The organism is Kribbella sp. CA-293567, from assembly GCF_027627575.1.
Taxonomy (GTDB): Bacteria; Actinomycetota; Actinomycetes; order Propionibacteriales; family Kribbellaceae; genus Kribbella.
The window spans coordinates 1,489,420-1,502,685 of record NZ_CP114065.1 but is presented as its reverse complement, the minus strand read 5'-3'; the positions used below and the strand labels follow the sequence as shown (position 1 = coordinate 1,502,685).

General features: G+C 69.5%; 14 protein-coding genes. 10 read left to right on the top strand and 4 right to left on the bottom strand.

All coding sequences use genetic code 11. The features are described 5' to 3' along the window. Positions 1-18: 18 nt before the first annotated feature. Positions 19-600, top strand: a complete 582-nt coding sequence (locus tag OX958_RS07250) for a TetR/AcrR family transcriptional regulator (RefSeq protein ID WP_270136397.1) — start codon at positions 19-21, stop codon at positions 598-600. Between the two features lie 2 nt (positions 601-602). Continuing rightward, the gene (locus OX958_RS07245) at positions 603-1,571 is read left to right on the top strand and encodes a R2-like ligand-binding oxidase (protein WP_270136396.1); all 969 of its coding nucleotides are present in this window, start codon (positions 603-605) and stop codon (positions 1,569-1,571) included. A gap of 111 nt (positions 1,572-1,682) precedes the next feature. On the opposite strand, the gene OX958_RS07240 is transcribed toward OX958_RS07245, so the two are convergent. Next, positions 1,683-3,305, bottom strand: a complete 1,623-nt coding sequence (locus OX958_RS07240) for an AMP-binding protein (RefSeq protein ID WP_270136395.1) — start codon at positions 3,303-3,305, stop codon at positions 1,683-1,685. A 123-nt stretch (positions 3,306-3,428) separates the two neighbouring features. Here OX958_RS07240 and OX958_RS07235 point away from each other — a divergent pair, with 123 nt between their 5' ends. Together OX958_RS07235 and OX958_RS07230 are read left to right on the top strand one after the other, a co-directional pair. Then, positions 3,429-4,058, top strand: a complete 630-nt coding sequence (locus OX958_RS07235) for a nucleotidyltransferase domain-containing protein (RefSeq protein WP_270136394.1) — start codon at positions 3,429-3,431, stop codon at positions 4,056-4,058. After that, positions 4,058-4,435: a HEPN domain-containing protein gene (locus tag OX958_RS07230; protein WP_270136393.1), complete on the top strand. Its 378-nt coding sequence runs from the start codon at positions 4,058-4,060 to the stop codon at positions 4,433-4,435. The genes OX958_RS07235 and OX958_RS07230 overlap by 1 nt, the downstream gene beginning before the upstream one ends. A 10-nt stretch (positions 4,436-4,445) precedes the next feature. On the opposite strand, the gene OX958_RS07225 is transcribed toward OX958_RS07230, so the two are convergent. From OX958_RS07225 to OX958_RS07215, 3 genes are read right to left on the bottom strand one after another with little or no spacing between them, the layout of a single operon-like run. Beyond that, a complete protein-coding gene (locus OX958_RS07225) occupies positions 4,446-5,111 on the bottom strand; it encodes a response regulator transcription factor (RefSeq protein ID WP_270136392.1) in 666 nt (221 codons plus the stop codon). Then, positions 5,111-6,505, bottom strand: coding sequence for a sensor histidine kinase (locus tag OX958_RS07220; protein WP_270136391.1), 1,395 nt, complete (start codon positions 6,503-6,505; stop codon positions 5,111-5,113). The genes OX958_RS07225 and OX958_RS07220 overlap by 1 nt, the downstream gene beginning before the upstream one ends. Before the next feature lie 3 nt (positions 6,506-6,508). Further along, positions 6,509-6,817 (bottom strand): hypothetical protein, encoded by a 309-nt coding sequence (locus OX958_RS07215; RefSeq protein WP_270136390.1) that lies wholly within the window; start codon positions 6,815-6,817, stop codon positions 6,509-6,511. A gap of 85 nt (positions 6,818-6,902) precedes the next feature. On the opposite strand from OX958_RS07215, the gene OX958_RS07210 reads away from it, so the two are divergent. The 6 genes from OX958_RS07210 (at position 6,903) to OX958_RS07185 (ending at position 13,261) form a co-directional block, all read left to right on the top strand. Further along, positions 6,903-7,523, top strand: coding sequence for an SIMPL domain-containing protein (locus OX958_RS07210; RefSeq protein WP_270136389.1), 621 nt, complete (start codon positions 6,903-6,905; stop codon positions 7,521-7,523). A 56-nt stretch (positions 7,524-7,579) separates the two neighbouring features. Next, a complete protein-coding gene (locus OX958_RS07205) occupies positions 7,580-8,815 on the top strand; it encodes an Nramp family divalent metal transporter (RefSeq protein WP_270136388.1) in 1,236 nt (411 codons plus the stop codon). A 7-nt stretch (positions 8,816-8,822) separates the two neighbouring features. Further along, positions 8,823-9,614: a metallophosphoesterase gene (locus OX958_RS07200; protein ID WP_270136387.1), complete on the top strand. Its 792-nt coding sequence runs from the start codon at positions 8,823-8,825 to the stop codon at positions 9,612-9,614. A 79-nt stretch (positions 9,615-9,693) separates the two neighbouring features. Further along, positions 9,694-10,071, top strand: a complete 378-nt coding sequence (locus OX958_RS07195) for a DUF427 domain-containing protein (protein WP_270136386.1) — start codon at positions 9,694-9,696, stop codon at positions 10,069-10,071. A gap of 45 nt (positions 10,072-10,116) precedes the next feature. Continuing rightward, complete coding sequence (locus tag OX958_RS07190) at positions 10,117-10,914, top strand: GNAT family N-acetyltransferase (RefSeq protein WP_270136385.1); 798 nt, start codon at positions 10,117-10,119, stop codon at positions 10,912-10,914. 58 nt (positions 10,915-10,972) lie between these two features. Beyond that, positions 10,973-13,261, top strand: coding sequence for a helicase C-terminal domain-containing protein (locus OX958_RS07185; RefSeq protein WP_270136384.1), 2,289 nt, complete (start codon positions 10,973-10,975; stop codon positions 13,259-13,261). Positions 13,262-13,266: the final 5 nt, after the last annotated feature.

Sequence of the window (13,266 nt, the reverse complement as noted above, 5' to 3'; positions counted from 1 at the left end):
ATGTAAACCCTGAGTCGCGTGGACTCCTTCGCCGAGCGGACCAAACGTCGGCTGCGTGACGAACTGCTCGACTCGGCGTACGACGCGGTCGTCGCCGGTGGGTACGACGGCCTGCGGATGGCCGACGTCGGGCGGCGTACCGGGGTGTCCCGGCAGACCGTCTACAACGAGTTCGGCGACAAGTGGGGCGTACTGCAGGCCGTCGCGGTTCGGGAGACCGAGCGGTTCCTGGTCGACGTGAACGACGCCTTGGCCGCACACCCCGATCCGATCGACGGCCTGCGAGCCGCGGTCGAGCGCGCCCTGAGTCTCGCCTCGGACAACCCGCTGGTGAAGGCTGCGCTGAGTCAGCCCGGCTCCGACCAGGCAAGTCAACTGCTGACCACGCGGGGGCAGCAGGTGCTCGAACTGTGCCACCAGCGGCTCGACGCGCACGTGCGCGAGCACTGGCCCGCAGTACCGGCCGATGACTCTGCCACTTGCGTGGACGTCGCGTTGCGGCTGGTGCTGAGTCACATCGTCAACCCCGGCGCGGCCCCGGCCGTGGTGGCCGATCAGGTCGCGCGGGTGCTCGGTCCCTTTTTGACCACCAGGAGGTAGTGATGACGGCCAATCCCCCTCGAACCAACCCTCTGCACCGGCAGGGTTTCAACTCGTTGCGGGAAGGCGGGTTGAACTGGGACTCGCTGCCGCTGCGGCTGTTCGACAAGGGCAACAGCAAGTTCTGGAACCCGCGGGACATCGACTTCAGCCAGGACGCGATCGACTGGCAGAACTTCACCGACAACGAACGGGAAGCCGCACTGATGCTGTGCGCGCAGTTCATCGCCGGCGAGGAGGCGGTGACCGAGGACATCCAGCCGTTCCTGGCCGCGATGGCCGCGGAGGGCCGGCTGGGCGACGAGATGTACCTGACCCAGTTCTGCTTCGAGGAGGCCAAGCACACCGCGGTCTTCCGGATGTGGCTGGACGCGGTCGGCGTCAAGCACGACCTGCACGGGTACATCGAGCACAACCCCGGCTACCGCGCGATCTTCTACGAGGCACTGCCGGTCGCGCTGAAGTCACTGGCCGACGACCCGTCCCCGGCCAACCAGGTGAAGGCCTCGGTCACCTACAACCACGTGGTGGAAGGCACGCTGGCCCTCACCGGCTACCACGCCTGGAACCTGCTCTGCACCGCTCGCGGCATCCTCCCCGGCATGCAGGAACTCGTCCGCCGCATCGGCGACGACGAACGCCGCCACATGGCCTGGGGCACCTTCACCTGCCGCCGCCACATCGCCGCCGACCGCTCCAATTGGCAGGTCGTCACCGACACCATGGAAGACCTGCTCCCGCACGCGCTCACCCAGATCCAGTGGGCCCTCGACAACATGACGCAGGTCCCGCCGGAGATCGACCCGACCGCCCTGATGACGTACGCCGGCGACCGCGCGACCCGCCGCCTCGGCGCCATCGAGTCCGCCGTCGGCGCCGACGTGACCGGCATCGACCTCGACTACTCCCCCGAGAAACTGGAAGACACCTTCGGCGACGAGGACTCAGCCGCTTTGGCTGCCGTTCGATAGATGCTTGGGTGTAGCCCCGCCCGTACTCATATCTGGGGCTGAAGCGATGTGCCCACAACCCGCGTTCAGGTGACCCGCCGCTCGGCTGAGGTGTGGTGCCCGGTGCGGCGGCTACTTCAGTCCAAGCAACTCGAGCGACTTCTCGCGCATTTCCACCTTGCGGATCTTGCCGGTGACGGTCATCGGGAAGTCGTCGACCAGGAGCACGTAGCGCGGGATCTTGTAGTGCGCAAGCTTGCCGGAGGCAAACTCTTTGACCGCGGCGGCGTCGAGGGATGGCGCGCCGTCCTTGAGCTTGATCCAGGCGCAGAGCTCCTCGCCGTACCGGGCGTCCGGTACGCCGATCACCTGGACGTCGGCGATGCCGGGGTGGGTGTAGAGGAACTCCTCGATCTCGCGGGGGTAGACGTTCTCGCCGCCGCGGATGACCATGTCCTTGATCCGGCCGACGATGTTCACGTAGCCGTCGTCGCGCATCACCGCGAGGTCGCCGGTGTGCATCCAGCGGGCCGCGTCGATCGCTTCGGTGGTCTTCTCGGGGTCGTCCCAGTAGCCGAGCATGACGGAGTAGCCGCGGGTGCAGAGTTCGCCCGGTTCGCCGCGGGGTACGACGAGGCCGGTCGCGGGGTCGACGAGCTTGACCTCGACGTGCGGCATGACGCGGCCGACGGTCGAGGTCCGGCGGTCCAGGTCGTCGTCGCGGCGGGTCTGGGTGGAGACCGGGGACGTCTCGGTCATGCCGTAGCAGATCGCCACCTCGGCCATGTGCATGTCGGCGACGCAGCGCTTCATCACCTCGACCGGGCAGGGCGAGCCGGCCATCACGCCGGTTCGCAGCGAGGTCAGGTCGTAGGAGGCGAAGTCCGGCAGGCCCAGTTCGGCGATGAACATCGTCGGTACGCCGTACAGGCCGGTGCAGCGCTCGTCCTGAACCGCTTGCAGGGTCGCGGCCGGATCGAAAGCCGGGCCGGGGATGACCATGCAGGCACCGTGGGTGGTGCAGCCGAGGTTGGCCATCACCATCCCGAAGCAGTGGTAGAACGGCACCGGGATGCAGAGCCGGTCGTCCGGGCCGAAGCCGATCGTCTCGGTGACGAAGAAGCCGTTGTTGAGGATGTTGTGGTGGCTCAGCGTCGCGCCCTTGGGGAAGCCGGTGGTGCCGCTGGTGTACTGGATGTTGATCGGGTCGTCGAAGCTCAACCGGCTCGCGCGTTCGTCCAGCGCTTCCTGGCTGATCCGCCCGGCCGCCTCGACGACGGCGTCCCAGTCCGGCGTACCGATGTAGACGACGTCCTCCAGCGCCCGGCAGTCCGCCCGCACCTCGTCGACCATCCGGCGGTAGTCACTGGTCTTGAACTCGGTCGCCGAGATCAGCAGCTTCACCCCGGACTGGTTCAGCGCGTAGGCCAACTCGTGCGTCCGGTACGCCGGGTTGATGTTGACCAGGATCGCCCCGATCGCGGCCGACGCGTACTGGGTGATCGTCCACTCCGCACAGTTCGGCGCCCAGATCCCGACCCGGTCCCCCTTGCCGATCCCCCGCGCCATCAACCCCCGCCCGAACTCGTCGACCGCCGCCCCGAACTCCGCATAGGTCCACCGCCGCCCGCTGACCACCTCGACCAGCGCCTCCCGGCCGCCGTACTCCGCGACCGTCCGCCTGAGGTTCTCCCCGATCGTCTCCCCCAGCAACGAAACCTCGGACACCCCGGACGCATACGAAGGCAGACTCATCCCAGCATCGTCACTCGCCACCACCGTTCCGACAAGACGGCATCGGCGATCGCCCACTTCAGTGGTCATGTGACCACTCAAGTGGGCACATGACCGATATAGTGGTCATGAGGAGGTGTTCGTATGCAGTTCTCGGATCCGCTGTCAGCGGCGTTTCCCGGGCTTCACGGGCGGGTGCTCGGCGTGCTGGTGAAGACCGAGCGGGCGCTGACCGGTCGCGCTTTGGCAGGCCTGCTCCATCCGCCGGCGAGCTACAGCGGCGTACAGAAGGTTCTCGACGGCCTGGTGCGCAGCGGTTTGGTGTTCGTTGAGCCGGCCGGGCGCGCGAAGCTCTACACGATGAACCGGGAACACCTTGCCGCGGCTGCGATCAGCGAGCTGGCGAGCCTCCGTGAACTCTTCATCAGTCGGCTCCAGGCAGAGGCAGAGACCTGGGAGGTGCCCGCCGCGGCGGTCTGGCTCTTCGGCTCGACCTCTCGCGGCCAGGGTGGGCCCGACAGCGACATCGACATCTTGGTGGTGCGCCCGGACGAGGTCTCCGACTCCGATCCGCGCTGGCTGACGCAGCTCGAGACTCTCGCCGAGCATGCCACCCGCTGGACCGGCAATCCGTGCGAGATCGTCGAGTACAGCAGCACCGAACTTCAGCGGCTGGTACGCCGCCGCGAACGCCTCGTCACCGAACTCCGCCGCGACGCCGTCCCCGTCGCCGGCACCCCACCCCATCAGACCCTGACCCGGAAGACCGCTTGATGACGGCACTGGACAACGCCCGAGCTCACCTCACCAAAGCGCGGGAGTTCCTCGAAGCAGCTCAACTGACCAATGACCTGGAGCTCTTCAACGCGGCCACTTCGAGTGCCGTCACCTCCGGGATCAACTCGAAGGACGCGATCTGTCTGGCGCTGACCGGCAGGACGCGGAAGGCCGACAACCATGCGGAGGCCGTCACGGAGTTGAAGGCGACAGGGCCGGCCGGGCGTGAGGTCAGCAGTACCTTCTCGCGGTTGTTGAGGCTGAAGTCGAGATCGCAGTACCAGGCGGAATCGATCTCCGCGGCGGATGCGAGCAAGAGTGTGGAATGGGCGGCCCGGCTGTTGGAGGTGGCGCGGCGCAACGTCCCGGGCTGAGCGCCGCGGCCTAGGGCTTCAGGCGGTAGCCCATGCCTCGGATGGTCTGGATCCGGTCCTGGCCGAGTTTTCGGCGCAGGTAGCGGATGTAGACGTCGACGACGTTGGAGCCGGGGTCGAAGTCGAAGCCCCAGACCTGGGAGAGGAGTTGTTCGCGGGTGAGGACCTGGTCGGGGTGGCGGCAGAAGACCTCGGCGAGGAGGAACTCGCGGGCCGTCAGGTCGACCGAGCGGCCGTCGACGGTGGCGCGGCGGGTGCGGAGGTCGAGGCCCAGGTCGCCGACCTGCAGGACGTTGGTGTCCGCGGTGCCGGTGCCGTCGCTGCGGAGGCGGAGCCTGATCCGGGCCAGCAGTTCCTCGAAGGCGAAGGGTTTGGCCAGGTAGTCGTCCGCGCCGCTTTCCAGACCGGCCACCGTGTCGCCGACGGAGTCGCGGGCGGTCAGGATCACCACCGGCATCGTGACCCTTGCCTCGCGCAACCGTCGCAGCACGGTGAAGCCGTCGACCCGGGGCAGCCCGATGTCGAGCACCAGCAGGTCGTAGCTGCCACTGACGGCTTCCGAGTACGCCGTCTCGCCGTCACCGACCACGGTGGTCACGAAGCCGTTGCCGCGCAGCCCGCGTTCGACGAACGACGCGATCCGCTCCTCGTCCTCGGCGATCAGGATCCGGTCCATCAGTGCACCTCCGGGAGAGTCAGTTCGAACCGCGCGCCCGGGCCTGCCTGCGGCACCACCCGTACGTCGCCGCCGTGCGCCCGGGCGATCGAGCGGACGATCGACAACCCCAGCCCGGCACCCTCGGTCCGGGTCTGGTCGTCGCCGCGGACGAACCGCTCGAAGATCCGCTCGGCGTCCTCGGCCTTGATCCCGGTGCCCGAGTCGGCGACCCACAGCACCACCTGCCCCGCGGCCACCCGCGCGCCGACCGCGATCCGGTCCCCGTCCCCGGTGTGCCGGACCGCGTTCGACACCAGCTGCATCAGCGCCTGCGTCAACCGCTGCCCGTCGGCGACGATCACCACGTCGGCGGTCTCGTCGACCCGCCAGGTCCGCTCGGCCAGTGGCCGCGCCTTCGCGACCACCTCGACCACCAGCTCGGTCAGGTTGACCTCGGCCGGCGCGAGGAAGTCGGGCCGGTCGCTCTTGGCCAGCACCAGCAGGTCGTCGACCATCCGGTTCATCCGGGCCAGCTCGTCCAGCACCAGCGCCTTGGTCTCCGCCTGTTCCACCGGGTCGTCGCCCATCAGTTCCAGATGGCCGCGGATCACCGTGATCGGGGTCCGCAGTTCGTGCCCGGCGTTGTCGGCGAACTCCCGTTGCGCCACGAACGCGACCTCCAGCCGGTCCAGCATCGTGTTGAAGGTCCCGGCCAGCTGCGCGACGTCGTCGTTGCCGACCACCTCGATCCGGCGGCGCAGGTCGGACTCACCGATCTGTTCGGCCGTACCGCGCAACTGCCGGATCGGCGCCAGCACCCGGCCCGTCACCAGCCAGCAGGCGCCCCCGGCCAGGGCGAGCGTGATCGCGCCGATGATGGCCAGCGCTCGCGCCGCGTCCCGCGACGGCTTGGCGAGCACATCGCGGAACTCGAGCACCACCAGCTGCGCCCGGACGGGTTGCGTGCCGGTCCGCACCGGCAGTACGGCGTACCGGACCTTGCCCGCGACGCTGTCGGCCCACCCGTACGCCGGTCCGGTGGCGCCGGCGACCCGCTGGACGAAGGCCGGATCGAGGTCGAGTCGCGCCGGCGGCGAGCCGTGGCCGCGCCGGAAGGGGCGCCCGTCGACGATGCTGAAGAACGTCTCGGAGTCGTTGGGCTGGTTGAGCTGCAGGTAGTGCTCCAGCAGCTTCTCGGGAGTGGCGTAGGCCGCGGCCGCGGGGGACGCCGCATAGGTGCGGAACTTGGTCGCCTCGTGCCCGAGCTCCTTGTCGGCGGCGGAGTCGGCGCGGGCCGCCAGCACCTGCCAGGTCATGAAGACGACGGCGCCCAGTGCCAGGACGAGCACTCCGAGCATCCAGGAGATGATCCGCAGCCGGGCACTGATCACCGGCCGCCTCAACCGGGCCACCGGTCAGTCATCGTCGTCAAGGTCGTCCAGGTCGTCGGCATCGTCCCGGTCGTCGTCCCCGGCCGTCCGGGCAGGTCGCGGCGAGACCGGGTCGGCGCCCGGCAGGGTCGGATCGACGGTCGTCGGCCCGGCAGTCGGCGGACCCGCGGTCGGTGGGCCGCCGGGTGGGACCGAAGCGCTCGATCCGGCCGGGATGACGACCGTGTCGCCGAGGTCGGGAACCGACCGGTCGGCCAGGTAGCGGGGCAGCACGAAGCCGGCCACCGCGAGCATCGCGGCGACGAGCCCGTAGACCACGCGTGGAGATCGCATCCTCAAAGTCTGCGATCCCTCCCGAAGAACCGCATGAGCCGAACATTACAGATCTCTCATCCACCCACCTGGCAGACTGGCGGACATGGACTCTGGGATCACTGTCACCGGGACCGGGCAGACCACCGCCCCGGCGGATCTGCTGCGGCTGACGCTGAACGTCGGGCACGACGCGCCCGACGTGGCCGCCGCCGTCCGGCAGGTGGCCGAGCGAACCGACCTGGTGCACGCCGCGCTGCGTGCGCAGGGGGTCGCCGCCGACGACATCGAGACCAGCTCGGTCAACGTCTTCCCGCAGTACGCCGACGGCATGTCGGTGGCGGGCTACCGGGCCTCGCACTCGCTGACCGTGACGACCCGGGACCTGACCGGCTTCGGGCGGCTGCTGAACGCCGCGGTGGATGCCGCAGGCAACAGTCTCGGGCTGGACCAGCTGCAGTTCGACATCGCGGACAAGCAACCGCTGATCGAACAGGCCCGCGAGCTCGCCTTCCGCCAGGCCAGCCAGAAGGCGGCCCAGCTGGCCGAGTTGTCGGGGCAGTCGCTCGGCCCGATCGCGGCCGTTGCCGAGAGCTACAGTCACGCGCCCTTCCAGCTGCAGGCCGCCGCGGGCAAGGCCTCCGACGCCTACGCCTCCGAGCTCTCCGTCACTCCGGGCGATCAGAAGATCGAGGTCTCCCTCGACGTCCGGTGGTCCTGGGGCTGATCCAGCCGTAGAAACCCACGGTTGATCCCTCCGCGCCGGGGTACAGACTGCTTCTCATGTATGCACCGGCACCGCTGCGGCGACAGCTGAATCGCTCGGGTCTGTTGATGCTCGGCCCTGCCTTCGTGGCAGCGGTCGCGTACGTCGACCCGGGCAACTTCGCCACGAACGTCGCCGCCGGCGCGACGTACGGCTACCTGCTCTGCTGGGTGGTCGTCGGCGCGAACCTGATGGCCGTCCTGGTCCAGTACCTCGCGGCCAAGGCGAGTATCGCGACCGGGCTGACGCTGCCGCAGTTGTGCCGGGCGCACTTCCGCAGGTCCACCTCGACCGGCCTGTGGGCCCAGGCCGAGCTGGTCGCGATCGCGACCGACCTGGCCGAGGTGGTCGGTGGCGCCATCGCGCTGAACCTGCTGTTCGGGATCCCGCTGCTGCTCGGCGGCGCGATCACCGGAGCGGTCTCGTTCGCCTTGCTGATCTACCAGTCCCAACGGGGACAGCGGCCGTTCGAGGCGGCGATCGTCGGACTGCTCGCCGTCGTACTGATCGGGTTCGTGGTCTCGACGGTGCAGTCGCAGCCGTCCGCCGCCGGCATCGTCGGCGGTCTGGTGCCCCGGCTGGACGGAACACAGTCCCTGGTCCTGGCGGCCGGCATGCTCGGTGCCACCGTGATGCCGCACGCGATCTGGCTGCACGGCGCGCTCGTCACGGACCGGCACGGGAAGTCGATCCGTTCCGAGAAGGGCAAGCAGCGAGTACTACGGGCCACCCGGCTGGACGTCGCCGTCGCGATGGCCCTGGCCGGCGCGGTCAACCTGGCCATGGTCGTGCTCGCGGCCGCCGCGTTGAAGGGCAGTGGCGCCGACTCGCTGGACGCCGCCCATGCGGCGATCGGTGACCGGCTCGGGGAGCTGGCAGCGCTGCTGTTCGCGCTCGCCCTGCTGGCGAGCGGTTTCGCCTCGTCCTCGGTCGGCACCTACGCCGGATCGGTGATTCTCGACGGCTTCTGGAAGCGGCACGTCCCGCTCGCGGTCCGGCGCCTGATCACCCTGGCGCCCGCGCTGCTCATCCTGGCGATCGGCATCGACCCGAGCCGGGCACTGGTGGTTTCGCAGGTCGTGCTGAGCTTCGGCATCCCGTGCGCGCTGTGGCCGCTGGTCAGACTCACCGCCTCCCGGCGCGTCATGGGCGACCTTGTCAACCGGTTGCCGACTACTCTCACCGCATGCCTGGTCGCCACCGCCGTCACGGCCCTCAACGTTGTACTGATCGTGCTGACGCTGCGCGGATGACCGGCGCATGACCGCGACGTACGCGGTGAGTGACATCCACGGCCACCCGGAGAAGCTCGCCGCGGCGCTGCACGAGGCGGGCCTGACCGACGTCGACGGCAACTGGTCCGGCGAGGATGCCAGGCTCTGGGTGCTGGGCGACTTCTTCGACCGCGGGCCGGACGGCATCGGCGTACTGGCTCTGGTCCGCCGGCTGGTGGCGCAGGCCGAGGCGGGTCAGGGGGAGGTCCGGGTGCTGCTCGGCAACCACGAGATCCTGGCGCTCGGGATGCGGAAGTTCGGCGACACCTTCGTCCCGCACGAGGGCATCACCTCGCGCAGCTTCGAACGCAGCTGGGCGCTGAACGGTGGCCAGGACCGCGACCAGGAGCTGCTCACCGACGACGACGTCGCCTGGCTGCTGGACCAGCCGCTGCTCGGGCTGGACGCCGATCACCTGCTGATGCACTCCGACACCGAGGAGTACCTCGGCTGGGGTGACTCGATCGACGAGATCAACGCGGCCATCTCGGCCGAACTGCACACCGGCGACATCACCGTCTGGTGGGAGATCTGGCGTCGCCTGACCTCGCGTTACGCGTTCCGCGGCGAGGAAGGCCCGGTGGTCGCCGCCGAACTGCTCGGCCGGCTCGGTGGCCGCCGGATCGTGCACGGCCACAGCATCGTGGCCGACCAGCTCGGCATCGCACCGGCGTACCTGACCGGGCCGCTGCTGTACGCCAACGGGCTGGTGCTCGGCATCGACGGCGGCGCCTTCGACGGCGGGCCCTGCCTGGTGGTCAAACTACTGCCGATCTGATCGTGCCGATCAGGAATGCGCTGCTGCTGGCCGTGGTTGTCGATGGAGGAAGACGCCGTACGTCCCTTGGAGCTGAGTCATGTCTGACAAGCCGGTCAAGATTCCTGGTCCCGACCACCCGATCACGGTCGTGAAGAACCCCGATCGCGTGGTGGTGAAGGTCGCCGGTCAGGTGATCGCGGACAGCCGGGACGCCCTGTCGCTGCAGGAGGCGGACTACCCGGCGACGCAGTACATCCCGCGCAAGAACGTCGATCTGACCCAGCTCCAGCGCACCGAGCAAGAGACCTACTGCCCCTACAAGGGCGACGCCAACTACTTCAGCATCCCGGCCGGCGGCGACGCGACGGCGAACTCGGTCTGGACCTACGAGAACCCGTACGACGCGGTGGCCGAGATCCGCGACCACGTCGCCTTCTACCCCGACCGGGTCTCGATCGAGATCGTCGCCGACTGATATTCGGTTGTCGCGCAGTGAAGCAGACTGCTTCACTGCGCGGTGATGTCCTATCTCTCGCGCGTCGACGACTACCTGCACGCGGCCCCACTGTCCGGCGCGACCGGGCAGCAGGTCGGGCCGTTCACGCTGTTCCGGTCCACCACGATCTGGCCGTACTACGCCCGCCCGATCCCGGGAACCGGTGCCACCATCGGCAGCGAGGACCTGGCGAAGCTGCGGGCGCGCTGCGAAGAGCTCGAGTTGCCGATGGCCCTCGAGTGGGTGGTCGAGACCTGTCCCTCGCTCGGCCCGGCGGCGACCGAGGCCGGCCTGGAGGTGCACGAGTATCCGTTGCTGGTGCTGGAGCGGGCCGACTTCACCCCGGTCGCGACCTCCCTCGACTGCCGGATCCTGCCCGCCTCCCCCGACGTACTGCGGCAGGCGCGCGCGGTCGCCTCGGTGGGTTTCGGGGCGTCCGGTACAGCGGTCGGCGACGATGGGATCGAAGCCCGTGACCGCGCCGCCGCCGAGCTGCCGGAGGAGACCGTCGCGACCCTGATCGAGCGGGCCGAAGCCGGTGTGTCGGTCACGGCCGGTGTCTTCGGCGAGCAGGGTCTGCTGGCCAGTGGTCTGCACCAGCCGGTCGGCGCCACCAGCGAGATCGTCGGTGTCGCGACCCTGCCGGCGATGCGCCGCCAGGGCCTGGGTGCCGCCGTCACCAGTTGCCTGGTCGAGCACGCCCTCGCCCACGGTGTCGAGCTGGTCCTGCTGTCCGCCGAGAGTGACGCGGTGGCCGCTGTCTACGAGCGGGTCGGATTCCGGCGGATCGGCCGTGCGGGCGCCGTCGAATCCGCCGTTTAGCGCCAAGAGTCCGGCCACGAATCGCTCCGGCTGGACTCGGGGTCGTACCGTTGGAGGGATGAGCAATACCGAGCGGACCCGCCCACGCACCCTTGCCGAGGCACTGCGCGGCTGGGACGACCATGCCCTCGGCCAGTTGCTCCGGCACCGGCCAGACCTGGCAACCCCGATCCCAGCCGACACCGGCCAGCTAGCGGCCCGTGCCACCACCAACGCCTCCGCGGCCCGTGCGATCAACCGGCTCGACGAGTTCAGTGTCGATCTGCTGGAAGCACTGTCCGCCCTCACCGAGCCCGTCGACGTTCCCGCGCTGGCCAAGGGGGTCGGCCAGCCGGTCGAGGTGGTCCAGCCGCGAGTGACCGAGCTGCTGGCCCTCGCCCTGGTCTGGGGCACCGAAGACGACCTGCGCCCGATCAGGGCCGTGCACGAGCTGCTGGGGCCGACACCTGCCGGGCTCGGACCGCTCACCACCCGCCACTTCGGTGACCTGGACAAGCTGATCGAGGACGCCGGCCCGGAAGCCCGTGAGGTGCTCGAGAAGCTCACCTGGGGTCCGCCCACCGGCACCGTCGAGAAGGCGGAGCGCCCGGTCACCATCGCCTCTGCCCGCTCACCGATCGAGCAGTTGCTGGCCCGCGGCCTCGTAGTACCGAGGGACGCGACCACCGTCGTACTGCCTCGGCAGATCGGCCTGCACCTGCGTGGCGGACGAGTGCTCGCCACTACTCGGCCGACACCACCGCCGCTGGACGGCAAGCCGGTCTCGAACGCGATCGCTGACGGTGCCGCCGCTGGTGCAGCGCTGGACCTCGTGCGTCAGGTCGACCGCACTCTGGAGCAGCTCGGCACAGAGCCACCGCCAGTACTGCGTACTGGCGGCATCGGCGTCCGTGAGCTGCGCGCTCTGGCCACCAAGGTCGGCACCGACGAGCAGACCGCCGGAGCCGTCCTGGAGATCGCGTACTCCGCTGGGCTGGTTGCCGCTGTCGAGGTCGCCAACAGTGAGATGTGGTTGCCCACTGGCGCCTACGACGACTGGCTGGAGCTCGACACTGCCCGCCGCTGGGCTGTGCTGGTCAATGCCTGGTTCACCGGGCTGCGGGCGATCGGACTCATCGGCAAGCGCGACAGTGGCGGTGCGACCGCTGCTGCTCGTGAACGGCTCGTCAACGCGCTGGCACCTGACCTGGAGCGTCTGTTGGCTCCTGAGATCCGGCTGCTCACGTTGCAGGCGCTGGCCGAGGCTGCTGAGGGCACGGCGCCCGCGGTCGAGTCTGTGGTCACCTGGGTTGCGTGGCATCGGCCGCGGCGCGGTGGGCAGTTCCGGGACGACCTGGTCGAGTGGACCATCACAGAGGCCGCTCTGCTCGGGTTGACCGGTCTCGGCACGCTTGCAGCGCATGCGGCTCCGCTGTTGAAGGACGAACCGTCGATCGAGGAGCTGGCCGCTGCCATCCAGCCGCTGGTCCCGGAGCCGGTGTCGGAGATCCTGCTGCAGGCTGACCTGACCGCGGTCGCGCCCGGGCCGCTCGTGCGCGAAGTACAGGACGAGCTGGCTGCCATGGCGGACATGGAGTCCCAGGGTGGCGGTGGGGTCTTCCGCTTCAGCGAGGGCTCCATCCGGCGCGCCTTCGACCTCGGGCGGACCAGCGACCAGCTGCACAAATGGCTGGCGGAGCACTCGCGGACCCCGGTCCCGCAGCCGCTCACGTACCTGATCGACGACATCGCCCGGCGGCACGGCGTACTGCGGATCGGCGCCGCCTCGACGTACCTGCGCTGTGACGACGAGAACGTGCTCACCGGCCTGCTGAGCTCCAACCTGCCCGGCATCCGGTTCCGCCGGCTCGCGCCGACCGTGGTCGTGTCGCCGTCACCGCCCGACCTGGTGCTGGCGCGGCTGCGCGACGCCGGGCTCGCGCCGCTCGGCGAGAGCTTCGACGGCGTCGTCCACGTCACCACCGCAGGCAACCGCCGTGGCGAGCCACCGCGGCGGCGTACCAGCCGGGACTTCGCCGACAACGCGATGGAGCTGACCGAGGACCAGGTCAAGGCGGTCATCGAAAAGGTCCGTTCGGGCGACCGGGTCGCCGCCGAGCGACCGGCCGAGCACACCTCCGGCGACACCATCGCGCCCGCCGAAACCATCAGCGTGCTCAGCGAGGCGGCCGAGGCGCACACCCGGACGTGGATCTCCTACGTCGACCACAACGGCACCCCGGCGGAGCGCATCGTGGAGCCGGTCCGGGTGGCCGACGGCTGGCTCACGGCGTACGACGAGGACGCGGACCAGCCGCGAACCTACGCCCTGCACCGGATCGCAACCGCCCGCCCGGTGGAGAAGTAGCCGAC